Source organism: Desulfonauticus autotrophicus (assembly GCF_055381725.1).
In genome coordinates this window covers 673,591-697,130 of the sequence record NZ_AP042395.1, presented here as the reverse complement: position 1 = coordinate 697,130, position 23,540 = coordinate 673,591, and the positions used below count along the sequence as shown (strand labels likewise).

Sequence of the window (23,540 nt, the reverse complement as noted above, 5' to 3'; positions counted from 1 at the left end):
AAACAAGCACAGACTAAGAAGAATTCCTAGTCCAAGAGAAAAAGTTTGCGCATACAAAACCTCCCAGTTAAAGGGTTTTTTTAAAGGTTTAACAAAAAAACAAAACACCCCCTCCAACCATTATCGCCTCCCCTTTAACTGAAATTTTAAAACTGCGCTAGTATGTTTTTTTAGAGTTTCGCTAAAAAAATGGGAACCATCTCCTTTAGCTACAAAGTATAAATAAGAATGTTTTTTAGGCTGTAAGGCTGCCTTGAGAGAGTCAAGGCCTGGAGAACAAATAGGTCCAGGTGGTAATCCCTTATATACATAGGTATTGTAGGGATTAGTTTTATCTTTAAGATGAGATTTTTTCAAGTTTCCATCAAAATCTAACCCTAGTCCATAGATTACTGTGGGATCACATTGAAGGAGCATGTTTTTTTTCAATCTATTAAGAAAAACTCCAGCAATAAGAGGTTTTTCCTCTGGTAAAGAGGTTTCTTTTTCTATTAAAGAAGCCAAAATTACGGTTTTTTGAATTTGATCTGGAGAGAAGTCTGGAAATAGGTGGGCAGTTTTTTGTTTAAAGGCGTTGAGAAGTAAAAGGACTAATTCTTTAGCAGTGTATTGTTTGGTTTTGGACAGAAAGTAAGTACTGGGAAATAAATATCCTTCCAGAGAGGGGCCTGGAATATGGAATTTGTTTTTTAACTCTGCATCAAAGACGGCCCTTTTAAATTCTTCAAAGGAGACAAACCCCTTTTTTCCAGAATATGGGCTGTTTGCCACCAGGTTAAACCTTCTGGTATGGTTACAGGAAAAAGAACCTCTTTCCCTGAACATAAAAGGTTATAGATTTCTTCTAAGGATAGGTTGGGATTAAATTCATATATTCCTGCTTTTATAGATTTAGAAGGGGAAAAAATTTTTTTAGCTAGTTTAAATAAAAAGATATCTCCAATAATTTTTTTTTGTTTTAATACTTTTAATACTTCATTAGTAGGAGTCTGGGGATTTATTTCTAAAGTTATACTATTAGTATTTAGTCTTTTTTGAGGTTGTTTCCAAAAAATATACAGATAGTAATAACTACCTATAACTAAAAGAAGTAAGGTTATAAAAAAATAGATAAAAACTTTTTTCATGATGTAGTTTGAAAATAGGAGTCTAAAATAATGACAGCTGCGAGTTGGTCTATATTTTTTTTATCTTTTAATTTTTTTTTACTAGCAGAAGATTTTAATATTTTTTCTGCTTCAAAAGAAGTCAGGGCCTCATCTACACTCAAGACAGGTAAGCCTAACTTGGAATTTAAGCGTTTAATAAAATTTTTTACCTGTCTGGTAGTTAAAGATTCCTCTCCATTTAAATACCTGGGTATACCTATTACTATTTTTTTTATGTCTTCTTTTTTTACTATTTCCTTTAGTTCTATAAATAGGCTCTCATTATCTTTTTTTCTAATGTCTTATAAGGAAAAGACATTTTAAACTCTTCATATCCTAAGGCCAAACCTATTCTTTTTAAACCAAAGTCTATTCCCAATACTTTACTCATTATATATCTAGTATAATTTTATTATTTTCTTTTTTGCTTTTTTTGATCTTTTTAATAAAATCATTTTTCCACTTTGGTCCGCCTATGCACATGCTAAGATATTCTACGGTATGCAAAACTGAATATTTGTATTTTAAAATATTCAGAGCTCTTTTAATACCAATCTTACAAGAGGGACAGCCTACAATTATGGGTAGATGAGTAGGGTAGTCTTTTAAATCTTTTTTTAAGTTTTCTAATTTTCTTTCTCTTATTTTATTATATATTTCTGGAGAAGTTAAGGCTCCAAGTCCGCTTTCTCCACAACAACCAGGAGTTATTTGAACTGGGGTTTTGAGATAGCTAGATATGTTTTTAGCGTATACTTCAGGACTTTTTACTGGATTTACTCCTACCCACTCACTATGACAGGCAGGATGATAAATTATTTTATCTTGAGGAATAGAGCAAAGCTCAGGTAGATGGTTTAAAATAAATTGAACTACATCCAGATGCGTAATTGATTGATTATTTATTTTTAAGTTATAATTTTGCGTTGCTTCTCTACAGGTACCACAGGAAGTTAAAAAGAAGTTTAGGTCTTGATTTTCTTTTTGAGAAATAATCTTTTCTATGAGGGTTATATTGGACTCTCTTATTTTGGAGTAAGCATTTTGAGCTCCGGATACCAATAAAGGATAACCGCAGCACAGATGTTTTGGTGGTATTACTACTTTTACTTTGCTTTTTAAGAGTAAGTAGATACTGGCCAGGCCAATACTTCTATAAAATACACTGGCCCCACATCCTGGAAAGTAGAAAACAGTTGTGCTATATTCCTTAGGAGTAAAAATAAAATATTTAGAGGTATCAATTGTTTCATAAAGATTGAGAAACTCAGTTTCTGGACCTTTTTCTTTAAAAAGGGGATTGTTTATTTTTTTACGCCAGACTTCAGGTACAAAAGGAATTATTTTATTTTGTATTCTCTGTCCAATGCTAACAAATTTGGCGCTTTTGGGTATATATTCTTCAGGATTTTGCGATATTAAATTGAGTATTTTGTGTTTGATGGGATGGCCTGAAGACTCTCTACCTTCTAAAAAGTTTCTTAGCATCAAAGCTACTTCTGCATTTTTTATTTTTACAGGACAGACAAAGGTACATTTACCACAAGCTGTACAGTGTTCCATTATTTTTCTTAATCTATGCAGCAATTCCTGGTCAGGCTCTCCTGTTAGCAGCTGGGTATAATAAATTGCTTCTATAAGGGCACCAAGGGTGATATTTTTGTTTCGAGGATGAAAAAGAAGCCCTTTTTCTGGTAGATACATAGGGCAGACTTGTTTGCATTTACCACAACGAGAACATATTTGAATGTTTTTTAAGAGAGTGATTAATTCTTGTTTTTCGCTTTCCTTTAAAGCACTTCCTTTTATATCCTGGATTAAGTGGTTAAAGGAAAAGGTATAGGGTTCTACTGGTAATTCTTTTTGGATCAATTTCTTAGGATTAAAGATGTCATTGGGATCAACTATACTTTTATATTCTCTAAGGGCTTTTATCTTTTCCGTTTCTAAAAAGTTTATTTTAGTTACTCCAATTCCATGTTCACCAGAAATTTGACCTCCCAATTCTAATACCTTGGCAAATATTTTTTCTGTTGCCTCTTCTGCTTGGGCCAGCATTTCTAGGTCATTGGAGTTTACAGGAATATTTACATGGCAATTGCCATCGCCTGCATGCATGTGATTGGCAATTTCAATACGAGTAAGAAAAAGTTCATTTAAAATATTATCCAGATCTACTTTTAAAGCTGAATATCTTGACTTCAAATCTTGAAAGAAAAAGCCTATTTGTACCTGTAACTCCTGTTCAGATAACTGGTCCTTATTTATTTTATTTTTTAAGATTTTTGAAGCTATATCTAGTTCCATGTGAATAAATTCATCTTCTATGTCTATACCAGGAAGATTTTGTACTTTTTGTAAAGCTTTTCTATAGGCTTTAGCTAAATAATATAAATTTAAATTTTCCAAAAAATCAGAAAAGGCAGGTACTGCTTCTAAGGGAATAACCACATCTTCATTTATTTTGAATCCACTGGTTCTTTTAGTAATGGCCGAAAGTTTATGTCTATCTTCCCAGAAAATTTCTGCTTCTTTTTCATCTCTAGCTACAAAAATATCTACTCCTTCATAAGGAGAGGTTAGTTCTACTATTTTGTGTACAGCATCTTCTAAAGCTTCTAGGTCATCTGAATCTAACTGGAGAAGTAATACAGATATGGGTTCACCTTCGTAGCGGGTTGATTTTTTTTGATACTCGATAGCCTGGACATATTTAATTCCAAATTCTTCTAAAGCTGAGATTTTAACCAGATCTCCCTGGGTTCTTATGGTATCTCTTAATTTTACAATATCATTGATGACCAGAGCTGCATTGCGCATGGATTTGCCATAAAATTCTAAACAAAGAGTCCTGGACAGGGCAGGTTTGGGATGGAGTATAAAGCAAATTTCAGTGATAATGCCATCAACACCTTCTTTTTGAATACCAGGAAGTCCTCCTAAATATTTATTGGTTACATCTTTGCCCAGTCCTGCTTTTCTTATTTCTTCTCCTTTTAAGCGAATTACCTCTTTTAATTTTCCTTGCTCGTTATAAATTTCAAAAGTAGCTGTTTCTTGAGGTAATATTTTATGACGAGGGTGATTTTTTCTCTTTACCTCTATTAATTCTCCAGTGGGCAAGATCATTTTGTAGCTTAAGATATTGTCCAGAGTGGTTCCATATTCAAAAGCATAAGGACCACCAGCATTTTCAGCTACATTTCCGCCCAGAGAAGAAGCAGCCTTGGAAGCAGGATCTACGGTCAAAAGTAAGTTATATCTGGCAGCAGCCTTTATGGCATCTAAGGTAATAACTCCGGCCTGGACGCAGAGATAGAGATTATCCGGGTCAATTTTAAGTATTTTTTTTAGCCTGCTTAGACTTAAAATTACAGATCTTCTTCCTGCAGGTACTGCTCCACCAGTAAGGCCAGAGCCACCTCCACGGGGAATAAGGGAAAAGTGAAGTTCGTTGGCTAATTCAATGATTTTTCTAATTTGAGTGGTACTTTCAGGAAAAAGGACCATAAGGGGAAGTTCCATGCGCAGGTCTGTGGCATCAGTAGAACATTCAGCAATGGCATTGGGTTCTAAAGATATTTGCTCTTCTTCCATAAATTGTTTTAGTCTTTTAACTACTTTTTGCTTAAAAGCTTCATCCTGCTCAAATTCTTTCCAGTAATTTTCTAAACAGGTGGAAATTATTTCATAATATTCTTCAGAAAGAGAGGTCCTTTCACCTTTCAGGCGGGAAAAAACACTTTGCCTTACCAACTGGGGCTTGATAAAAGGATTATAACGAATAATAAAAATTTCTGCTGCCAAACTGAGCGCCAGGTTTTGAACACTTTCTGGCCAAGCACGAAACTGGTTGAGATTTAATTTTAAAACGCGCTTGATTAGTCGCTCAGAGGCCAGAGAAATATGAGGTTTTCTTTGACTCATTTTTTGTTCCTATTGCTTAAACTTGTAAAAAGTAAAAGTGAAGTGTAAACTATTTTTATTAGTTTTTATTGTTTTAAAAAGCAAGAGAGAAAATTGTCTGTTATTTTAGGCTATTATAAGGAGAAGAAGGTTTGGAAAAATTAGAAAAAAGTATTTTAGAAAAAATAACCAATCCTCAGCTAGTAAAAGAATTAAGTTTAGAAGAGCTCACTTTTTTGGCTCAAGAGATACGGGATTTGATTATTAAGGTTGTGGCCCGCAATGGAGGACATCTAGCTCCTTCTTTGGGCGTAGTGGAGTTAACTTTGGCTTTATTGCATGTTTTTGATCCCAGAGAAGATAAATTTATCTGGGATGTGGGGCATCAGGCCTATGCCTATAAAATCCTTACTGGCAGAAAAGATAGTTTTCCCACTTTAAGACAGATGGGAGGAATTAGTGGTTTTCCCAAACCAGAAGAAAGTCCTTTTGATCATTTTGCAGTAGGGCACTCCAGTACTTCTATTTCTGCTGGGTTGGGAATGGCAGTGGCCAGAGATTTATTGGGGAAGAAAAATAAAGTACTGGCAATTATTGGTGATGGCTCCATGACTGCTGGGCTGGCTTATGAAGGGTTAAATCAGGCTGGGGGGTTGGATAAGGATCTGGTGGTGATTTTAAATGACAATGAAATGTCCATATCCAAGAATGTAGGAGCCTTGTCTTCTTTTTTAAGTCGTAAACTTTCCTCTCGCTGGATGATAAAATTTAAACGGGATTTTGAAAGTTTCATAAAACAAATTCCCAGGATTGGAGAAGATATTTTAACCTATGCTAAGAGAAGTGAAGAGGCCTTAAAGAGTTTTTTTACTCCTGGGATTTTGTTTGAAGCCTTTAAATTTAATTATATTGGGCCTGTAGATGGGCACAATCTAAAGAAATTAATTACTGTTTTTGAAGAGGTAAAGGAATTAAACATTCCTGTTCTGGTGCATGTCCTGACCAAAAAAGGTAAGGGATATGCACCTGCAGAAAAAAATCCAACCTATTTTCATGGCGTTGGCTGTTTTGAACCAGAAACAGGCAAGGCGAAAAAAATAGCTGCCTGTAGTTTACCCACTTATACCGAAGTTTTTGGCAGGACTTTATGTCAATTGGCCAAAGAAGACTCCAGGATTGTAGCCATAACTGCTGCTATGCCCGAGGGTACAGGGCTTTCTTTTTTTGCTGAACAATTTCCAGAGCGTTTTTTTGATGTGGGAATATGTGAACAACACGCAGTTACTTTTGCTGCTGGTTTGGCCAAAGAAGGGTTTAAGCCAGTGGTAGCCATTTATTCTACTTTTTTACAAAGGGCTTATGACCAGATAGTGCATGATGTTTGTTTGCAAAATCTACCAGTTGTTTTTTGTTTGGATCGGGGTGGCTTGGTAGGAGAAGATGGGCCTACTCATCATGGGGCTTTTGACTTTTCTTATTTGAGGCATATCCCCAACCTGGTAGTTAGTGCTCCCAAGGATGAAGCAGAATTGCAATTGCTTTTGTACACTGCTTTACAAGCTAATAAGCCCTTTGCTTTACGTTATCCCAGAGGAGTGGGAAGTGGAGTTGCTTTGTTAAAAGAATTTAGAACCCTTCCCCTTGGTCAAGGAGAACTCTTACGGGCAGGGCAGGATGCGCTAGTACTGGCTATTGGAAGTAGGGTGTATCCTGCTTTAGAAGCTATAGAAGAAATTAAAGAGTTTTCAATAGGTTTATATAACTTAATTTTTGTAAAACCCTTAAGTAAATCTTTATTAGATATGATTAAAAATTATGATAAAATTATTATAGTTGAAGAAAATACATTGCAAGGTGGATGTGGAAGCGCTATCTTAGAATTTTTAGAGGAAAATGATTGTTTAGATAAGATAAAAGTAAAAAGAATTGGACTTCCAGATATGTTTATTGAACATGGTAATGTTAATAAATTAAGAGAAAAATATGGAATAGATAAATCGTCTATAAAAGAAAAAATTTTAGCTTTTTTAAGGAGATAAAATGGATATTTTGCAAAAAAACACTTTATTAAAAAATATTTTAGAAGAAAATTTAGATTTTTTAGCTCAGACCGAAGATTTAGCTAAGGATTTGATTGTTAAAAAGCTAAGTCAAGGACAGATGGTACTATTAGCCAATCCTAAACATAAAATTAAACCCTTGTTGATTGGTCAACCTAGTAGTATTAAAGTAAATGCCAATATTGGAACTTCTCCGTTTGTCAATGACTTAAAACTTGAATTAGAAAAGGTAGAATATGCTAAGCATTTTGGCGCTCATACTTTGATGGATTTATCCACAGCTGGTAATTTAGATGAAATAAGAAAAGCGATTTTAGAGAAATCTTCTTTGCCAGTTGGTACTGTTCCCATTTATGCTGTAGCCCAAAAATATATAGCCAAAGGCGAGGATCCATCTCAGTTTAGCTGGAGCGAACTTTTGGAAGAGATTGAAAAACAGGCAGAACAAGGTGTTTCCTTTATGACTTTACACTGTGGAGTGAGTGAGCGAGCCGTATTGCTGGCTGAAAAGGAAGATAGAGTCCTGGGGATTGTGAGTAGGGGAGGGTCTATTCTGGCCAGATGGATTTTAAAAAATAAAAAAGAGAATCCCTTATTGGAAAACTATGGTGATATTTTAAAGTTGGCTAAAAAATACAATTTAACTTTAAGTTTAGGAGATGGTATGCGTCCGGGAGCTGGAGATGATGCCGGAGATAGTGCGCAATGGGAAGAGGTAATTACTCTATCTGAGCTTACCCTAGAGGCCTGGAAAGAGGGCGTGCAGGTGATGATTGAAGGACCTGGGCATGTTCCTTTAAACTATATTGCAGAGCAGGTAAAAGTAATGAAGCGCCTTTGTCATCATGCACCTTTATATGTGTTAGGGCCTTTACCCACTGATATTGCTCCTGGTTATGACCATATTGCCGGAGCAATAGGAGGGGCATTGGCTGCCTTAAATGGGGCAGATTTTCTTTGTTATTTGACTCCAGCAGAACACTTAACCTTACCCTCTTTAGATGATGTGCGTGAAGGAATTATAGCTTCTTTGATTGCAGCTAGTAGTGCAGAAATTGCCCTGGGTAGAAGACCAGCTCAAAAAAGAAATTATGCCATATCTAAGGCTAGAAAAGAACTTGATTGGGAGAAGATAAAAGACCTTGCCTTGGATAGAGAAATGGTATGTTTCCGAAGATCTAATTTTGAGGATAAGGAAGAATGTGCTATGTGCGGAGAGTTTTGCGCTGTAAAGATGCTTAGATAGTGAGATGAGTAATAGATATTTAGAACGAGAAGTAAAATTTAAACTTAATAATTTTGAAGAGTTAGAAAAAATATTACAACTTCTTAGAAAACAGGGGCAAGAAATAGTATCTTGGTTTTTTGAAAAAAATTTGGTTTTAGATGATTTTAAGGGCAGCCTTCAAAAAAAAGGAGTACTTTTGAGGTTAAGGCAGGATAAAAAAGCCAGGATTACGTTAAAATTGCCTGTTCAAAACAGTTCTTCTGAATTTAAAGAGAAATGGGAGTTAGAGGTTGAAGTAAGTGATTTTGTTTCCATGCAGGATATTTTTAAAGAGCTTGGGTTTAGAGTTAGCTTTAGTTATGAAAAGTTTCGTACAATCTGGAAGATACAAGAAGTCCTTGTGTGTTTAGATATACTTCCCTTTGGCTTTTTTTTAGAATTAGAAGGTAAAAATCTAAAGACAGTGGCAAAAAATCTGGGCTTTTCCTGGGAAAACGCTATTATTGACAATTATTTTACACTTTCTAAAAAATCCAAAGAGCAACGACTTGTTTTTAATTCTCAGGAAAAGGCGTATTTTCAACAAAAATTTTTTGATTTTTAGGAGATTTTGCATTTGTTTCTTTACATAGGAAGGAGAAATAGGTAAAAGAGTTCCTAATTTTTTAATAGTCATATTTTTGAGAGGAGGGTGGGATGGATTTGATTTTAAAAAAAGAAGATGTGGAAGAACTGGAGACCATTTTAGATAAGCTAATAGAAGAAGGTGGAGCCACCTATGCTTTGCTCACAGATTTAGCTGGAAATCTTATTTGTAGTTCTGGAAAGGCAAAGGTTGATGCTACCTCCCTGGCTGTTTTATCCGCTGCCAATTTTGCTGCTACTAGAGAAATTGCAAAGCTTATAGGTGAAAAAGAATTTTCTTTACTTTTTCATCGAGGAGAAAATGAAAATATTCATTTTACCCATATTACTTCAGATGTACTCCTCATTGTTTTGTTTAAACCTTATGTTTCTTTAGGGTTGCTGAGACTGAAAACTGATGCTATAAAAAAAGAGATTCAAAATTTTCTAAAAGGGTAGAAAGATGGCCCTTATAAATTTTAAAGAAAAGATTATTCAGGTAAAACTTGTCTATTATGGACCAGGGAGAAGTGGGAAAACGACTAATTTAGTCTATATTTATAATAGATTAAACGAAAAGATGGGTAACTCTTTAACCAGTAAGCTTATTTCCATTGATACTAAAGGTGAAAGAACTTTGTATTTCGATTTTTTCCCTTTGGAGTTGGGAAAGGTTCAAGGTTTGGATTTAAAAATCCAGCTTTATACAACTCCAGGTCAAGTTGTTTATAATTCTACTCGAAAGTTGGTATTAAAAGGAGTCGATGGAATAGTTTTTGTGGCTGACTCTTTGTCTAGCAGAAAAGAAGCTAACATAGAATCTTTGCAAAATTTAGAAGAAAATTTACAGGAATATAACTTAAAATTAGAAGACATTCCTTTAGTATTTCAATGGAATAAAAGAGATTTAGAGACTGATGTGCCTTTGTTGAGTATAGAAGAGATGCAGGATGATTTAAATAAAAAATATAATGCCCCTGCTTTTCCCGCCAGTGCCCTTAAGGGATATAATGTTTTTGAAACCTTAAGAGTGGCCTCTCGACTTACTTTAAAGTACGCGTTACATAAAATAAGTGCTAATAATTTGGCTGTTGGGGGATAAGATGTCCAAGAGCATGGAAGAATTTGAAATAGATTTAGAAGGATTGGAAGCTGAATTGTCTAATCTGGACAATTTTTTAGAGGACACACAAGAAGATAACTTTTTACAGAGAGAAAGTCTTTTTAAAAAGGTTTGTCTTTTTTTGGAAAAAGGAGAATTTTCTGATCTTAACAATTTGATTCAAGATTTAGGCAAGCTTCAATTTGAAGATAAAAAATTAGAGAATTTTAGAAAAGTAATTAAAAACTCTTTGGTCTTGATATCTATTCATAGAAATATTTTTGAACTTTTTTACTTTTTAAAAAATAATACTGATAAATTTTTAAATACTAAAGATGAAAATATTTTAAAAAGAATGGTTTCTTTTTATAAAAAAGCTAAACAAAATAATACAGGTAAGGCTGAAAGCAGTGAACTGATAAAAACCATTGAAGAGGTTATATCTTCTAAATTACATGAAATAAATATAAAAATTGAAGAAAACCAAAGAATACTACATAGAATTATAAGTAAAGAAGCTGAGGTAATTGAAAAAGAGAGGAAGAAATAGAAGAATATTTTAGTGGAAAAGGTCTTTATGCTAAAGTTAAAATAGATAACTATTATGTTCTAGATAATGAATATATTTTGAATCAATTTAAAATCAATAAAAACAAAGCTAAAAAACTTACCAAGAAAAGTTTTATTAAGCTAAAACAGCTTTTGTCTCCTTTTTCTTCTCCAGTAAAAGATGCTAGAGGAGAGTTACGTAAATATTCAGCTAAGCAGGCAAAAGAGTTAAATATTTATCCCCTTCATATTTCTAAAATGTGCAAAAATCCCAAATGGGCCTTGGTGGTTGACTTGGGAGAAGAAAAAATGGGAGTAATTTTTGCAGAAGAAATAGATAATAATTTAATAGAAGGGGAGGTAGAAAGGGATATATTAAGAAGTGGGTCTTCTACTTTTAAAATTTTGAATCCTAAAGAAATGTGGCAAAAACAACAGGAAGAATGGGAAGGTTTTTAATAGATGCTGAAAGGTAAGCTGGGATCAGTATCTTTAATTAGTGTGGTCCAGATGTTTCATCAAGATGGTAAATCTGGAATGCTTACCATTTATCAGGATAATTATGTTATTGGAAAAATATTTTTTTGGAAAGGAGATATTGTTTGGTCTAAAAAGGGGAATTTAAGTGGCGAAAAGGCCTTTTATCAATTGATGAATATAGAAGAAGGAGATTTTACTTTTGATCCCAATGTACAGGAAAGTGAAAGAAATATTGAGGTTCCCTGTGAATATCTCTTGTTAGAAGCTGTAAGAAAAAAGGATGAACTTAAAGAAAAACAACAGCAAATAATTAATTTAATTAAAACTCGTATTAAGGGAGTAAAGAGTATAAATTTTTCTTTTTTATATAGAGAAATCTTTAAGATATTTAATACCATTTCTGGCCTTGTGGATTCTGGTGAAGTAAAATATATGTGGCTGGAAAACGAGAAAGGGTTTATTTTTATTTTGCCTGTAGAAGGAACTATTTTAGAAATAAAATTTTTTGAAAAAGCTTACCCTCAAGAGGTTTATTCTCTGGTTAAGCAAATATTGGAGGAGGTTTAATTAGTGCTGAGACTACCAATTTTTCCTTATTATTATGTTAATCTCCATTCTTCCTTTATTTTATTAGATGAATTTTTATCTTTTTTAAAAAAAGAAGAATTTAATGGTTTTTTAGAATTTATTTTTCCAAATAAAAAGAATTTTATATTTTTAGAAATGGGCAATTTTTATCAGGGAGTTAGTGTAAATAAAGAGATTAATTCTTGTACTTTGCAAGATATTCAAAACGATTTTGTTTTAAATGTATGTAAGTTGCCTGAAGATGAATTAATTTATTGGTCAAATTTATATTATAGTAAAATATTCTACGAAAATTTAAGCACTGATTTTACTGATACTGTTAAATTAATTAATAAGTTGAAAGCAGAAGGTTTAAATGGAGTTTTAAACATAAAATACAATAAAAACCATCTAAACATTTATTTTTTTAATGGAAATATTTTGGGGATATCTTCTAATGAAAACAATCGGTTTATTAGGGGTACTTCCCAGTTGTCAAATTTAATACCAACAATAAATGAAGCTGTTTTTAATGTATATAAAATTGTCTTTAATGAACAAACTAGTTTGGCTTCGGAATTAGAGCAAATCAAAAAAATCAAAAAAATGTTAACTGATTTATTTAACTATCTTAATTCTATTGATAAAAAATTTACTCTTAATTTAAAGAAGATGTGTTTAGCAGGAGCTAATAGGTATCCTTTTATTGACCCTTTTTCAGGAGAGTTTGAATATTCAAATGGAAAAGTTTATATTGACGATACTATTAATAGGCAAGAAGTAAAAGAAGGAGTTGCTTTTATATTAAATTCTATTGCTAATAATTATAAATTTTCTGAACAACAGGTAAGAGATTTACAGAAAATAATTGAAGATAATGGTTTAAAGGAATTTAATTTTTTAAAATAGTTTATAGATATGAATAAGATATTGAAAAAAATAATGGAGATTGAAGGAGTAAAAGGGGTTTGGTTAGTTTTAGATGGAAAATATTCTAGTGAAATAGCTCTAGATTTAAATGAAGAGATTAAAGACAAACTGGATCAAGTAGTTAGCTATTGTCAAGAAATAGTGAAAAGTGAAAAACTGTTTTTAGGATGTAAAGCAGAATTTGATTTGTTTATGATTGAAGTTTTAAATAATAGACAATATATAGTTATTTGGGCTAGTGATAAAGTTGATACTTCTATTCTAAAAATGGAATTAGATATAATCATAGAAGAAAATTTAAAAAATAATGATAGTTTTATAAAAAAATTTAAGTTTTGGTAATTAATTAATTAATGAAAAGTATAGTTGAGATATTAAATATATTTTTTAATGCTAAACATACTGGTTGTTTGTTTATAAGTGATGGAGATGATTTTAAAAAAAATTGTCGAGTTTATTTTTATAAGGGAAATATTTATGCTGCTGAATATCTAAATAAAGTAGGCTTTGATGCTTTGTTAGAAATTATAGCCTTTAAAGATATAAAATATAAGTTTTTTAATAATAAAAATATTAATAGAGAAGATTTTTCAATAGATACTTTAACTGTCATAAACAAATTAAAAGAGGCTAGTATGCTGGAACTAAACAAAAAAATTCGCTTTATAGCTGAAGAAAGAGAGGTTTCTTTTAGTGCAAAAGAATGGAAAATACTTGCCTTATCTCAGCATAAAATAAATTTAGATAACTTAATTAAGCTTTCTGCTTATTCTAAAGAAGAAGTGTTAAAAATAGTTAGTGGATTAAAAGACAAAGGTATAATAGAGTTGGTAGACACTTGGGAAGAAAAAGAAGAAAATAAGGTCAATAGTCGCAAGTATACTCCACGTGTTTTTTGGTCTACTTTAAGTGCTGAGCTTAGTAAAACCTTAGGCCCTGTGACTAAGGAGATTATTTTAGATGAAATATATAATTTAGAAGAGGATGTAGATAAATTTCCCATTAATAAACTTCCTCTTTTAATTGAAAAATTAGCCTCGGAAATAGATAATCCTAAAGTTAGACTGGACTTTCAAAAGAAAATGTTAGCAACAATAAAGAAATTGTAAGGAGGATTTCATGAGTATTAGGTGGAAATTTATTTTAATTTTTTTACTTACTTCTTTATTTCCTTTGATTTTAGCTGGAGGAGCTGGTTTTTATCATATTGAAGAAATTAGTAAAGTTGCCATTTCAGAAAGTAGTAAAAGTATAGAAAAGGCCTATGAACAATTAGTAGAACAAAAGACTTTGGATATAAAAAAGAGTTTAGAGCATTTTATTTCTATGAATATGATGACTCAAGAGAATTTTGATCTTCAATTGTTGCAGTTTGATCCTTCTTTTACTTCTTTTGGTGTTCAAACTTTTGGAAAAACAGGCTTTACTTATCTTGTTTATGGCGATAAAGATAAATACAAATATTTTTTGCATCCTAATCCTAAACTTATTGATCAAGATATAACTTCAGAAATAAGTAAAAATTTTAAATTAAAACAAATTTTAAGTTTGGCTGATAAACAGGGGGTTATGGGAGGATATGTTGAAGAGAAAGGAGAAAAATATTACTATGTAATAGCTAAAATCGCTTCTTCTCCTCTTTTTGTTTTTAGTAGAGTGGACTATAAAGAAATAGAATCTCCTATAAATAATTTAAAGTATGCTTTTAATGAGGAGAAAAATAAATTCTTGCTTCAATATCATATAGGTGGAATTGCTACAGGTTTAATAGTAATTTTAGTGGCTTTACTTTTTAGTATAAGACTTTCCAGGCCCATAACTTACTTAACAGAAGTAGCTGAGAGAATTAGTTTGGGAGAATTGGAAACTCCCATTGATATTACCTCTACAGATGAGATTGGAGATTTAGCTGATGCCTTGAGGAGGATGCAGGTAAGCTTAAGAAAGGCTATTCAACGCCTCCAGCGTCGCTCTCAAAGGAGGTAATAATATGTTTAAAAAAATAATTATTTTTTTAAGTCTTTTGCTCTTATTAGGAGTTGGCTTTGTACAGGCGCAACCAGTTAGCTTAATCCCCATAGAAGATAGCTATTATAAGAGTAAATTTGGACAGTATACTTATCCTACAGTTTATTTTTCCCATGAAGTTCATGCCAATGAGTATCAGATAAGTTGTAAATCCTGTCATCATATTTATAAAAATGGAAAAAATGTTTGGACTCCAGATGAACACAGTAAAACTTGTGCTGAATGTCACAATAAAACTAAAGTAGAAGCTGTGAATGCTTATCATATGAAATGTTGGGGATGTCATAAAAGGATAAAAGAGTTATATGAAAGTGCTGATACGCCTACTAGTCAGTGTAATAGATGTCATATTAAAGAGAAAGATTTAATCAAAGAGAAAAAAAGAATTCAGGTGAAACTAGAAAAAAAGGACAATAAGCTGTTTGAAATTATTCATAATTTAAAAGTAGAAGGTTTTTATTAAAAGGGGAAAAAATATGTCTGAATTAGATGTAAAAAAGATAGAAGAAGCAGCTTTTGCGGCAATTGATGATATTTTTTCAGAAAATAAAGGAAGTGATGATTTAATTTTAAATTTAAAATCTAAAATACTGGCCTTAGATTGGGAGTATTCAGACAAGGATATAAAAGAATTATTAGAGATTTTTCAAAACTTAAAGTCAAGATATACAGATAAAATAAATTCAGTCATTATTTTAATGATGTCTAATGTGGCTAAGTTTTTATTGCTGGCTAAAGAAAAATCTCCTGCAGATACCTTAAGTGTATTAGCTTATATAGTAGATTTTTTTGTTAAATATAATTCATCAGAAATAGATGAGAGTGAAAAAAAGAAATATATTCAGGAAATAAAAAGAAAGTACGCTAGATTAAAAGAAGCTATAAGTAAGGTAACTCAAGCTCAAAAGGATGATTTATCCGAGAAAAATAAAGAAGAAGTTGTAGTTATTGATAGTAAAGTTGAAACAGAAGAGGTAAAAGAAAAAATTCCTGAAGTCTCTAATGTATCTGTAGATAAGCAGGTTACTCCTGAAGATTTAACTAAAGTGATTACTCCTATAGTAAAAAAAGTAGTATCTCAAGTAGAGTATAATTTATCTACGATAATTGAAGAAAATTTTAAATATATAACAGAAAAGCTTCGTAAATTTGAAGATGCTATTGATAAATTAGAGCAAAAATTAGATAGCTTGTCAGAATTAAATATTTCTAAAAATGAAAGCACTTTTGCAAAGGAGTTTATTTCAGATAAAACATTAGACGCTAAGCCTTCTCCGAAAACTAGAGAATTTGACTTTTTACAAGAGGATAGTGAAATTAGTTTTGCTCCAGAAATAGAAGAAGAAAAAGCTGAAATTGAAGAAGTAAGTGAAAAAGAAGAGCTAGTAAAAGATGAAAGTAAAGATGTTTTTGATTTAGATAAGGAGCCAGAAAGTGCAATAGAAGAAGATGGTTTTGATATTGAAGAAAAGGTATTGGAAGCTCCTAAAGATATTTATCCTTATGTGCGTTTGTTTGAGTTAAAAGATAAAATTATAGCTTTAGATGATGAACTAATTTTAAACATGTATAAGGTATCTCCTTCAAAAGCAAAAAAGCTTTATAGTAAAGAAAGTTTTAATTTAAAAGAATTGGGTGGTTTGTTTTCTAAACTTTCTAAGAAAATGCGAGGCAGTTTAAGCGATAAAAAAGATAAAGAATTAAAGAAGTTAGAAGTTCAAGTATATAAATATCCAGATGAGCTGGTAGATAAATTTAAATATGCTATTTTAGTAGAAGGAGATCCCTATAAAGTTTTATTTGTAAAAGATATATATAAAAATATGCTTTTCTTGCCAGAAGATAAGCAAGATAATGATGAGGATAATGTTTTTGACTATAAGTATAAGATAGATAAAATTGGATATGCTTATTCTTCTAATTTATTATAGGAAGGTGAGTTGTCTTTATGACTCCTAATAAAAGTTTCCAGGTGCGCTTAAAGGAAGCAAAGATTTGTATAGAGCAAGGAATTTTAGACAATGCAAAGGATATTTTATTAGATTTACAAAAAAGATTAGAAAATGATGATAGTGAAGATAAGTCTTTAATCAGTTTAAAAAAGGAGGTAGAAAGGTTATTAAAAAAAATTGAAGAAAAAGATGAAGATTCTCCGAAGATAAAAAAAATAATTAAAGAAGGCAATCTTAATGAAATCTATGAAAGAGCATTAGTTTTTACTGAACTTGGAATTTATGAAGATGCTTTAAAGGACTATAAATATCTTATTTTATCTAATTTTAAAACTGTAGAATTAATTCCTAAAGTTATCAATTGTTTTCAAAGATTAGGGAAAAAAGTAGAAGTAGTTAAATTTTTTGATGAGATACTTAAAAATGATGAAGTTAAAGATGTATATAAAGATATTATAAGATTAGAAGTAGCTAAAATATTAGAAAAAATAGGTATATATTCAAAAGCATATGATTATTATAAAAATATTAAAAATCAAAAAGTTTTAGAAACTATTCAAGATAAATTAAGACTATTAGCGTCTAAGATTAAAGGGGGGTCTAAATATAGCTACATTCTAGAAACTTTTATTTCTAAGGATGATCTTCAGGAAGCTATTAAGAAGGCAAATAAAGAAGGTAAAAGTGTAGAATATATATTAATCCATGATTTTAAAATTCCTAAAGAAGAGGTAGGTAAATCTTTAGCTTTATTTTATGATTGTGATTTTTTTGAATTTAAAAAGAGTTATGCTCCTCCTTTAGAATTAATACATAACTTAAAAAAAGATTATCTATTAAATAATGTTTGGTTTCCGTTATTAAAAAAGAAGAACAAAATAATTGTGCTTATAGATGAACCAGATGACTTTTCTAGAACAGATACCATAAAAGCTATATTAAATAGCTATGATGAGTCCTTTATTTTAGAATTTGCTGTATCTATAAAAGAAGATATCTTGGATTTTATTAATTTTTATTTAGGAGATAAGATTGAACACTTAAGGATTGAGCTTAAAGAATCTGAAATGGATTTAGATGAATTAGTGGATGGAGTTGAAGATGATGTAGAACCTATAGAAGAAAAAGAAGATGTATTTTTATCAGAAAGTGATAGTAAGGTTGTTCGTTTTGTAAATAGGATTATTTTAGATGCTCATAAAAGAAAAGCTTCAGATATTCATATTGAACCTTCTCCAGGTAAAAAAAAGACTATAATTCGTTTTAGAATTGATGGTGTTTGTCAAAAATATTCAGAAGTTCCCAATAGCTTTGCTAAGCCTGTTGTTTCTCGTATTAAAATAATGTCCAATTTAGATATTGCAGAAAGGCGTTTGCCTCAAGATGGAAAAATAAAGTTTAAACAAAAAGGAAAAACTATACTGGAGCTTCGTGTTGCTACCTTACCAACTGTAGGTGGATATGAAGATGTGGTTCTGCGATTGTTGCATGCAGGTAAACCTCTTGCTCTTCCTGAACTGGGGATGACTGAAGAAAACATGGAAAATTTTAAGAAACTTATTGTTCAACCTTATGGCCTTATTTTAGTGGTTGGACCTACGGGTTCTGGTAAAACTACTACTTTACACTCAGCTTTAAGCTATATTAACACTCCGGAGAGAAAAATTTGGACTGCTGAAGATCCTGTAGAAATTACGCAAGAAGGATTAAGACAGGTAGAAGTTAAACCCAAGATAGGCTTAACATTTGCTAGAGTTTTAAGAGCGTTTCTGCGTGCTGACCCGGATGTAATTATGATTGGTGAAATGCGAGATGAAGAAACTGCCTCTACTGGTATAGAGGCATCTCTTACTGGTCACTTAGTATTTTCTACTTTACATACCAACAGTGCGCCTGAAACAGTTACTCGCTTACTGGAAATGGGATTAGATCCACATAACTTTGCAGACTCTCTCTTAGGGGTATTAGCTCAAAGACTTCTGAGAAGATTGTGTCCTAAATGTAAAGAAGGGTATCATCCGTCTCAAGAAGAATTTGAAGAGTTTGTGGATGAATACGGACGAGAACAGTTTTTAAAACTTGGGATTAATTATGATGAAGATCTTATTTTTTATCGGCCTGTAGGGTGTGATGACTGTGGAAATACCGGTTATAAAGGACGAGTTGGTATTCACGAATTATTAGTTAATAATAATAAAATCCAAGAGCTTATTAAGAAGAAAGCTCCTACTGAGGATATTCGTAAAATAGCACTGGAAGAAGGTATGAACACTTTAAAACAAGATGGCATGTTAAAATGTTTACAAGGTATAACAGATATTAAAGAGGTTAGAAGAGTTTGTATTAAATAGTTTATTGAATATTACTTTCTTTTTTGTTTATAAAAAAAAGAGGTCAATATTTTAAATATACATTTTGCTGCTACAGATTGAGATAGTACACTAAAGGGTTGAGGTGCTAATTCACAAAAGTCCATCCCCACTAAATTTAAAGGCCAAAGTTCGCTTATAAAAGTTTTAAACCATTCATAACTTATTCCACCTGGTTCTGGGGTTCCAACTCCAGGCATGATACTTGGATCCAGGCCATCAGCGTCAAAAGTTAGATAGAGAGGTCTTTTGCTGATAATTGCTTTACATTTTTCAGCCACTTGAGAAGGAGATAGATTTTCCCAAGGGAAAAAAGTTGTAATGCGGGGGGAGTTTTTTATCAGGTTCCACTCTTCTTTACATACACTTCTTATACCGATTTGTATAATTTCACAGCCCAATTCTAAACATCTATTCATAACACAGGCATGAGAGTATTTACTGCCTTCATACTCATTTCTTAAATCCGCATGTGCATCTATTTGTAATACTACTAAGTCTTTATAAGCTTGTTTATAGAATTTTACTAAAGGAAAAGTTATAGAATGTTCTCCTCCTAAAGTGCAAATAAAATCATTTTGAGGAACAAAGTTGTTTCGTAAAAAAGTTTCTATATCTTTTAAAAAAAATTCAACTCCGTGAACATTTCTATTTATTTCTGGTAACAGTTTAAAATAACAATATTCTTCTAAACTTATTGCAAGTTCTGGATCAAAACTCTCTATTTGAGTGCTTGCCTCAATAATGGCTTCTGGTCCCTTTTTAGTTCCAGTCCCATAACTTACAGTTCCTTCAAAAGGAACAGGAAGTACCCAGATTTTTTTCTTATTCTCTAAAGATGCAAAATCTGGCAAGTCAAAGAACTTACTTTGCATATAAATCCCTCTATTCGTTAGGGTATAAAGACTACAGCTGAAATTGTAGTAGTCCACATCCCACCTATTCCAGTAGTGACGCAGGGAGCAGACCAGGATCTAACAATTTTTCCACTCATAAGATAAATTTCTCTTCGTTCATCATAGTCTTTATTAACATCAAACTCAATACCTAAAGTTGTAGCCAGCATAGTAGAAGCTAAATCTTCCGCAAAATCACCTATTTCTTTTTCGTCTGCTCCAAAAGCAGTATGTTCAGAGATATAGCCATATTGATTTTTATCAGCAGGTAAAGCAATACCAACAGCAGATCCTACCAACCTCCCTTTTTCATTGGTAGAGTTTCTAGACATAACACAAAAAGTTATTTGTCCAGGAGAAAGTAGTTTAACTCCTTCTTCTAAAGGGATTAATTCACAATTAGGTGGAAAAATACTGGAAACATATACTAGATTTTGTTTTTCTATTTGAGCATCTCTTAAAGCTAATTCAAAAGATTGTAATTTGTTTTTGTGTCTTCCTATTCCGGTTGTAAAAAATGCTTTCGTTGGTACAAACATTTAAGGTCCTCCTATAATTTAGAATATTTCTTTATGAAAAAAGTTATGTTATTTTTTTGTAAAGTGTCTTGTATAGATTCATTTTCTTGTTTAGTTGAAATTATTTTCATCATAACGCGTGTCCATTTTTCTTTTTTTATATTTACTTCTTCTAAATATATTTCATGTTTATATTTTAGTGATAATTTTTCTAGTTTTAACTTTAAACTTTCTGCATCTTTTTTATTTTTAAAAGATCCACATTGATATATATACACAAATTTATCTTCTTCTTTTTCTATACTGTTTGTTGTTGGAAAAGAATTTGATTTATCTTGTTTTAAATTATCTTTTTTCTTAAGGCGTCTAAAAAGGTTAACTCTTCAGAGGGAATTATGTTTTCATCTTGTTTTATTTCTTTTTTATTTTCTATTTCAAGAAATGGAGGTTTATAACCTCTGCCTACAAAAATACCTAAAATAAAGCTCCAACACATCCCAATAAAAAAAATTAATACTATACAAGTTATACGTATTGGAGTAAGTTGCCAGGAAAATAAGTTTTTAGTCTTTTTTTTGTCCATTTTACATTCTGTTAGGGGCTTCTACTCCTAATAAGGATAATCCAGTATGAAGGATTTGTTTTACTCCAAGAAAAAGATTTATTCTTGTTCTAGTTAATTCTAAGTTATTATTATCCAAAATTGTATGTTCATTATAATATCTATGTAAAAGGCTTGCTAATTCTTGGAGATAAAAGCTTAAATGATGAGGAGAAAGGTTTTCAGCGCATATAGATATGGTTTCTGGGAATTTTGCCAGGCATTTAAGTAAATCTAAGTCTTCTTTTGTATCTAAAAGATGAAGATGGTTTTCTAATTCTTCCAGAGAATAGGATATATTTTTTTCTTTAGCTTTTTCCAAAAGAGAGCATATCCTGGCATGTGCATATTGTACATAATAAACTGGATTTTCTAAAGATTTCTTCTTAACCAGTTCTAAATCAAAGTCTAAATGACTATCACTTTTTCTAGTAAGGAAAATAAATCTGGCAGCATCTACGCCTACTTCAGAATATACTTCTCTTAAAGTTACAAATTCACCTGCTCTGGTGGACATGGCTACAGGCTTACCTTCTCTAAGTAAATTTACTAGTTGTACTAAAATAACTTGTAATTGTTCTGGAGATTTACCTAAAGCTTGAATAGCTGCTTTCATTCTGGGAATATATCCGTGATGATCTGCTCCCCAGATATCTACTACCAGGTCAAAACCACGTGCAAATTTGTCTGCATGATAGGCAATATCTGAGGCAAAGTAGGTAAGATCTCCACTGGACTTTTTAAGTACTCGATCTTTATCATCACCCCAAAGAGAAGTTTTTAACCATAAAGCTCCATCTTTTTCATAGGAAAATCCTTTTTCCTGGAGATAGGTTAAAGTTTTCTCAACTTCACCTCTTTGGACTAAAGATTTTTCAGAAAACCAAATCTGATGTTCCACTCTAAAATTTTTTAAATCATCCTTTATGTCTTCTAAAATTTTATCTTTTGCGTATTCTGTACAATATCTTAACCCTTCTTCTTCATTATTGAGTAAATTTTTTCCCTTTAACTCAATTATTTCTCTGGCTATATCATAAATATAAGTTCCTTTATAGCCGTCTTCTGGAAAATTAACTTTTTCTCCTAATAGTTCTTTATATCTGGACCAAACAGAACGGCCTAAAAGGTTTATTTGCCTGCCAGCATCATTTATGTAGTATTCAGTAGTTACCTCAAAACCAGCAAAACGCATTATTCTGGCCAGGCTATCACCTAAAGCTGCTCCTCTTCCATGACCGATGTGCAGGGGGCCGGTTGGATTAGCAGATACATATTCAATTTGAACCTTTTTGCCTTTTCCAAGGCTTAAACGGCCAAAGTTTTCTTTTTCTTGAAATATATTTAAAAGAATTTTTTGCCATACTTGAGGAGTAAAGGTGAAGTTAATAAAACCAGGCCCTGCTACTTCAATATTTTGAATAAATTCAATTTGAGAAAGCTCTTTTTGAATTTCTTCAGCCCATTTTCTGGGAGGCAAGTTGACCTCTTTAGCGGTAACTAAAGCCAGGTTAGTGCTTAAGTCTCCAAATTTAGGATCTGTAGGAGGATTAAGCACTCCTTTAGCTGGCCAGGATATATTGTATTTTTGTAAGATAGTCTCCAGTTGTTCTTTGAGATACTTTTTTAAATCCATTAGTTTTCTTCTCCTAAGATTTTAGTTTCTTCAAGAGTGCTTATTTTTTGGACTTTTAACTCAGGATGAGAAATAATTTGAGAAATCATTTTGGATAAAACACCTTTTGGCCCTAATTCCAGATAGGAAGTTATATTTTCCTTAAACATATTTTCTATGCTTTGGTACCACAATACAGAGGATACCATTTGTTTTTTTAAGTTGTCTTTTATATTTAGGGAGTTTATTTCCTTTAGGGAAGATACATTACAAAATATTGGATATTCAGGAGTTCTAAATTCTATTTTGTCTATCTCTTTTTCTAACTCCCTTGCTGCTTCTTGCATAAGTGGAGAGTGGAAAGCTCCATTTACATTTAGTTTTATAGCTCTACATTTAAAATTTTTAGATTCCTCTATAAGTTCTTCTATAAGGCTTTCTTCTCCGCTTACTACATATTGAAGAGGAGTATTGTAGTTGGCTATTAAAATAATACCTTTATTTTGTAATTTTTTCACTATTTCTTCTAATTGTTCTAAGGGTAGCTTCAAAATTGCCACCATGGAACCAGGAGTGTCTGAAGTGGCTTCTTGCATGAGACGCCCTCTAATGCTAACCAGTTTTAAAGTATCTTCTATTGAGATTACTTTACTGGCTGCCAGAGCAGAAAATTCACCCAAACTATGGCCAGCTAGAGCTACAGGAGAAAGTTTATTTTTTAAAAAATAAAAAAAGGATAAATTTACAATGGTAAGAGCAGGTTGAACATATAAGGTTTGAGATTGTTCTTGTTCATTTCCATCCCAATAGACTTCTCTTAAGGGAAGGTTAGATATCTTTTCTCCCAATTTCCAGAGTTCCATGGCCTCTGGCCAATATTCAGCCAGATCCCTACCCATATTTTTTTCTTGAGAACCCTGACCTGGAAATAAAATAGCTCCGCTAAAAGTCATAAGCACTCCTTTGC

At 31.9% G+C, this 23,540-nt stretch carries 26 protein-coding genes; 15 read left to right on the top strand and 11 right to left on the bottom strand.

Annotated elements, in window-relative coordinates; genetic code table 11:
- Positions 1-120 precede the first annotated feature (120 nt).
- From mltG to ACZ42F_RS04055, 5 genes are read right to left on the bottom strand one after another with little or no spacing between them, the layout of a single operon-like run.
- Positions 121-771: an endolytic transglycosylase MltG gene (gene mltG, locus ACZ42F_RS04075; RefSeq protein WP_464279850.1), complete on the bottom strand. Its 651-nt coding sequence runs from the start codon at positions 769-771 to the stop codon at positions 121-123.
- Positions 690-1,127, bottom strand: coding sequence for an endolytic transglycosylase MltG (locus tag ACZ42F_RS04070; RefSeq protein WP_464279849.1), 438 nt, complete (start codon positions 1,125-1,127; stop codon positions 690-692). The genes mltG and ACZ42F_RS04070 overlap by 82 nt, the downstream gene beginning before the upstream one ends.
- A complete protein-coding gene (ruvX, locus tag ACZ42F_RS04065) occupies positions 1,124-1,402 on the bottom strand; it encodes a Holliday junction resolvase RuvX (protein WP_464280191.1) in 279 nt (92 codons plus the stop codon). Before ruvX ends, ACZ42F_RS04070 begins: the two co-directional genes overlap by 4 nt.
- Positions 1,403-1,413: 11 nt before the next feature.
- Entirely contained in the window at positions 1,414-1,539 is a 126-nt protein-coding gene (locus tag ACZ42F_RS04060; RefSeq protein ID WP_464279848.1) for a hypothetical protein, read from the bottom strand.
- The gene (locus tag ACZ42F_RS04055) at positions 1,539-5,075 is read right to left on the bottom strand and encodes an FAD-binding and (Fe-S)-binding domain-containing protein (protein ID WP_464279847.1); all 3,537 of its coding nucleotides are present in this window, start codon (positions 5,073-5,075) and stop codon (positions 1,539-1,541) included. Before ACZ42F_RS04055 ends, ACZ42F_RS04060 begins: the two co-directional genes overlap by 1 nt.
- A gap of 131 nt (positions 5,076-5,206) precedes the next feature.
- Here ACZ42F_RS04055 and dxs point away from each other — a divergent pair, with 131 nt between their 5' ends.
- From dxs to ACZ42F_RS03980, 15 genes are all read left to right on the top strand, one after another.
- Positions 5,207-7,093 (top strand): 1-deoxy-D-xylulose-5-phosphate synthase, encoded by a 1,887-nt coding sequence (gene dxs, locus ACZ42F_RS04050; RefSeq protein ID WP_464279846.1) that lies wholly within the window; start codon positions 5,207-5,209, stop codon positions 7,091-7,093.
- A 1-nt stretch (position 7,094) separates the two neighbouring features.
- Positions 7,095-8,360 carry a phosphomethylpyrimidine synthase ThiC gene (gene thiC, locus ACZ42F_RS04045; RefSeq protein WP_464279845.1) on the top strand — a complete coding sequence of 422 codons (1,266 nt, stop codon included), beginning with the start codon at positions 7,095-7,097 and terminating at the stop codon, positions 8,358-8,360.
- A 4-nt stretch (positions 8,361-8,364) separates the two neighbouring features.
- Positions 8,365-8,946: a class IV adenylate cyclase gene (locus ACZ42F_RS04040; RefSeq protein ID WP_464279844.1), complete on the top strand. Its 582-nt coding sequence runs from the start codon at positions 8,365-8,367 to the stop codon at positions 8,944-8,946.
- A 92-nt stretch (positions 8,947-9,038) separates the two neighbouring features.
- Positions 9,039-9,425 (top strand): roadblock/LC7 domain-containing protein, encoded by a 387-nt coding sequence (locus tag ACZ42F_RS04035; RefSeq protein WP_464279843.1) that lies wholly within the window; start codon positions 9,039-9,041, stop codon positions 9,423-9,425.
- Positions 9,426-9,429: 4 nt separating this feature from the next.
- Positions 9,430-10,068, top strand: a complete 639-nt coding sequence (locus tag ACZ42F_RS04030) for a GTP-binding protein (protein WP_464279842.1) — start codon at positions 9,430-9,432, stop codon at positions 10,066-10,068.
- 1 nt (position 10,069) lies between these two features.
- The gene (locus tag ACZ42F_RS04025) at positions 10,070-10,618 is read left to right on the top strand and encodes a hypothetical protein (RefSeq protein WP_464279841.1); all 549 of its coding nucleotides are present in this window, start codon (positions 10,070-10,072) and stop codon (positions 10,616-10,618) included.
- Between the two features lie 77 nt (positions 10,619-10,695).
- The gene (locus ACZ42F_RS04020) at positions 10,696-11,076 is read left to right on the top strand and encodes a hypothetical protein (RefSeq protein ID WP_464279840.1); all 381 of its coding nucleotides are present in this window, start codon (positions 10,696-10,698) and stop codon (positions 11,074-11,076) included.
- A gap of 3 nt (positions 11,077-11,079) precedes the next feature.
- The gene (locus tag ACZ42F_RS04015) at positions 11,080-11,664 is read left to right on the top strand and encodes a DUF4388 domain-containing protein (RefSeq protein ID WP_464279839.1); all 585 of its coding nucleotides are present in this window, start codon (positions 11,080-11,082) and stop codon (positions 11,662-11,664) included.
- 3 nt (positions 11,665-11,667) lie between these two features.
- Positions 11,668-12,573 (top strand): hypothetical protein, encoded by a 906-nt coding sequence (locus tag ACZ42F_RS04010; protein WP_464279838.1) that lies wholly within the window; start codon positions 11,668-11,670, stop codon positions 12,571-12,573.
- 33 nt (positions 12,574-12,606) lie between these two features.
- Positions 12,607-12,936 carry a hypothetical protein gene (locus ACZ42F_RS04005; protein ID WP_464279837.1) on the top strand — a complete coding sequence of 110 codons (330 nt, stop codon included), beginning with the start codon at positions 12,607-12,609 and terminating at the stop codon, positions 12,934-12,936.
- An 11-nt stretch (positions 12,937-12,947) separates the two neighbouring features.
- On the top strand, positions 12,948-13,703 hold the full coding sequence (locus tag ACZ42F_RS04000; protein WP_464279836.1) for a DUF4388 domain-containing protein: 756 nt from the start codon (positions 12,948-12,950) through the stop codon (positions 13,701-13,703).
- Positions 13,704-13,713: 10 nt separating this feature from the next.
- Entirely contained in the window at positions 13,714-14,580 is an 867-nt protein-coding gene (locus tag ACZ42F_RS03995; protein ID WP_464279835.1) for a HAMP domain-containing protein, read from the top strand.
- Positions 14,581-14,584: 4 nt separating this feature from the next.
- Entirely contained in the window at positions 14,585-15,085 is a 501-nt protein-coding gene (locus ACZ42F_RS03990) for a cytochrome c3 family protein (protein WP_464279834.1), read from the top strand.
- Between the two features lie 13 nt (positions 15,086-15,098).
- Positions 15,099-16,553, top strand: a complete 1,455-nt coding sequence (locus ACZ42F_RS03985) for a hypothetical protein (RefSeq protein WP_464279833.1) — start codon at positions 15,099-15,101, stop codon at positions 16,551-16,553.
- 17 nt (positions 16,554-16,570) lie between these two features.
- Positions 16,571-18,925 carry an ATPase, T2SS/T4P/T4SS family gene (locus tag ACZ42F_RS03980; RefSeq protein WP_464279832.1) on the top strand — a complete coding sequence of 785 codons (2,355 nt, stop codon included), beginning with the start codon at positions 16,571-16,573 and terminating at the stop codon, positions 18,923-18,925.
- A gap of 11 nt (positions 18,926-18,936) precedes the next feature.
- On the opposite strand, the gene speB is transcribed toward ACZ42F_RS03980, so the two are convergent.
- The 6 genes from speB to ACZ42F_RS03950 all read right to left on the bottom strand — a co-directional run bounded on the left by speB (position 18,937) and on the right by ACZ42F_RS03950 (position 23,526).
- Positions 18,937-19,797 (bottom strand): agmatinase, encoded by an 861-nt coding sequence (gene speB, locus ACZ42F_RS03975; protein WP_464279831.1) that lies wholly within the window; start codon positions 19,795-19,797, stop codon positions 18,937-18,939.
- 38 nt (positions 19,798-19,835) lie between these two features.
- Positions 19,836-20,378, bottom strand: a complete 543-nt coding sequence (locus tag ACZ42F_RS03970) for a pyruvoyl-dependent arginine decarboxylase (RefSeq protein WP_464279830.1) — start codon at positions 20,376-20,378, stop codon at positions 19,836-19,838.
- An 11-nt stretch (positions 20,379-20,389) separates the two neighbouring features.
- Complete coding sequence (locus ACZ42F_RS03965) at positions 20,390-20,635, bottom strand: SPOR domain-containing protein (RefSeq protein ID WP_464279829.1); 246 nt, start codon at positions 20,633-20,635, stop codon at positions 20,390-20,392.
- Between the two features lie 62 nt (positions 20,636-20,697).
- Positions 20,698-20,940, bottom strand: coding sequence for a hypothetical protein (locus ACZ42F_RS03960; protein ID WP_464279828.1), 243 nt, complete (start codon positions 20,938-20,940; stop codon positions 20,698-20,700).
- A gap of 1 nt (position 20,941) precedes the next feature.
- Entirely contained in the window at positions 20,942-22,594 is a 1,653-nt protein-coding gene (gene argS / locus ACZ42F_RS03955) for an arginine--tRNA ligase (protein ID WP_464279827.1), read from the bottom strand.
- On the bottom strand, positions 22,594-23,526 hold the full coding sequence (locus ACZ42F_RS03950) for an ACP S-malonyltransferase (protein ID WP_464279826.1): 933 nt from the start codon (positions 23,524-23,526) through the stop codon (positions 22,594-22,596). The genes argS and ACZ42F_RS03950 overlap by 1 nt, the downstream gene beginning before the upstream one ends.
- Positions 23,527-23,540: the final 14 nt, after the last annotated feature.

Bases quoted from the DNA above. Each gene is read 5' to 3' on its own strand.
- ACZ42F_RS04070 (WP_464279849.1), bottom strand. From the start codon at position 1,127: ATGAAAAAAGTTTTTATCTATTTTTTTATAACCTTACTTCTTTTAGTT.
- ACZ42F_RS04060 (WP_464279848.1), bottom strand. From the start codon at position 1,539: ATGAGTAAAGTATTGGGAATAGACTTTGGTTTAAAAAGAATAGGTTTG.
- ACZ42F_RS04055 (WP_464279847.1), bottom strand. From the start codon at position 5,075: ATGAGTCAAAGAAAACCTCATATTTCTCTGGCCTCTGAGCGACTAATC.
- thiC (WP_464279845.1), top strand. From the start codon at position 7,095: ATGGATATTTTGCAAAAAAACACTTTATTAAAAAATATTTTAGAAGAA.
- ACZ42F_RS04040 (WP_464279844.1), top strand. From the start codon at position 8,365: ATGAGTAATAGATATTTAGAACGAGAAGTAAAATTTAAACTTAATAAT.
- ACZ42F_RS04035 (WP_464279843.1), top strand. From the start codon at position 9,039: ATGGATTTGATTTTAAAAAAAGAAGATGTGGAAGAACTGGAGACCATT.
- ACZ42F_RS04030 (WP_464279842.1), top strand. From the start codon at position 9,430: ATGGCCCTTATAAATTTTAAAGAAAAGATTATTCAGGTAAAACTTGTC.
- ACZ42F_RS04025 (WP_464279841.1), top strand. From the start codon at position 10,070: ATGTCCAAGAGCATGGAAGAATTTGAAATAGATTTAGAAGGATTGGAA.
- ACZ42F_RS04015 (WP_464279839.1), top strand. From the start codon at position 11,080: ATGCTGAAAGGTAAGCTGGGATCAGTATCTTTAATTAGTGTGGTCCAG.
- ACZ42F_RS04005 (WP_464279837.1), top strand. From the start codon at position 12,607: ATGGAGATTGAAGGAGTAAAAGGGGTTTGGTTAGTTTTAGATGGAAAA.
- ACZ42F_RS04000 (WP_464279836.1), top strand. From the start codon at position 12,948: ATGAAAAGTATAGTTGAGATATTAAATATATTTTTTAATGCTAAACAT.
- ACZ42F_RS03995 (WP_464279835.1), top strand. From the start codon at position 13,714: ATGAGTATTAGGTGGAAATTTATTTTAATTTTTTTACTTACTTCTTTA.
- ACZ42F_RS03990 (WP_464279834.1), top strand. From the start codon at position 14,585: ATGTTTAAAAAAATAATTATTTTTTTAAGTCTTTTGCTCTTATTAGGA.
- ACZ42F_RS03985 (WP_464279833.1), top strand. From the start codon at position 15,099: ATGTCTGAATTAGATGTAAAAAAGATAGAAGAAGCAGCTTTTGCGGCA.
- ACZ42F_RS03980 (WP_464279832.1), top strand. From the start codon at position 16,571: ATGACTCCTAATAAAAGTTTCCAGGTGCGCTTAAAGGAAGCAAAGATT.
- ACZ42F_RS03970 (WP_464279830.1), bottom strand. From the start codon at position 20,378: ATGTTTGTACCAACGAAAGCATTTTTTACAACCGGAATAGGAAGACAC.
- ACZ42F_RS03960 (WP_464279828.1), bottom strand. From the start codon at position 20,940: ATGGACAAAAAAAAGACTAAAAACTTATTTTCCTGGCAACTTACTCCA.
- argS (WP_464279827.1), bottom strand. From the start codon at position 22,594: ATGGATTTAAAAAAGTATCTCAAAGAACAACTGGAGACTATCTTACAA.
- ACZ42F_RS03950 (WP_464279826.1), bottom strand. From the start codon at position 23,526: ATGACTTTTAGCGGAGCTATTTTATTTCCAGGTCAGGGTTCTCAAGAA.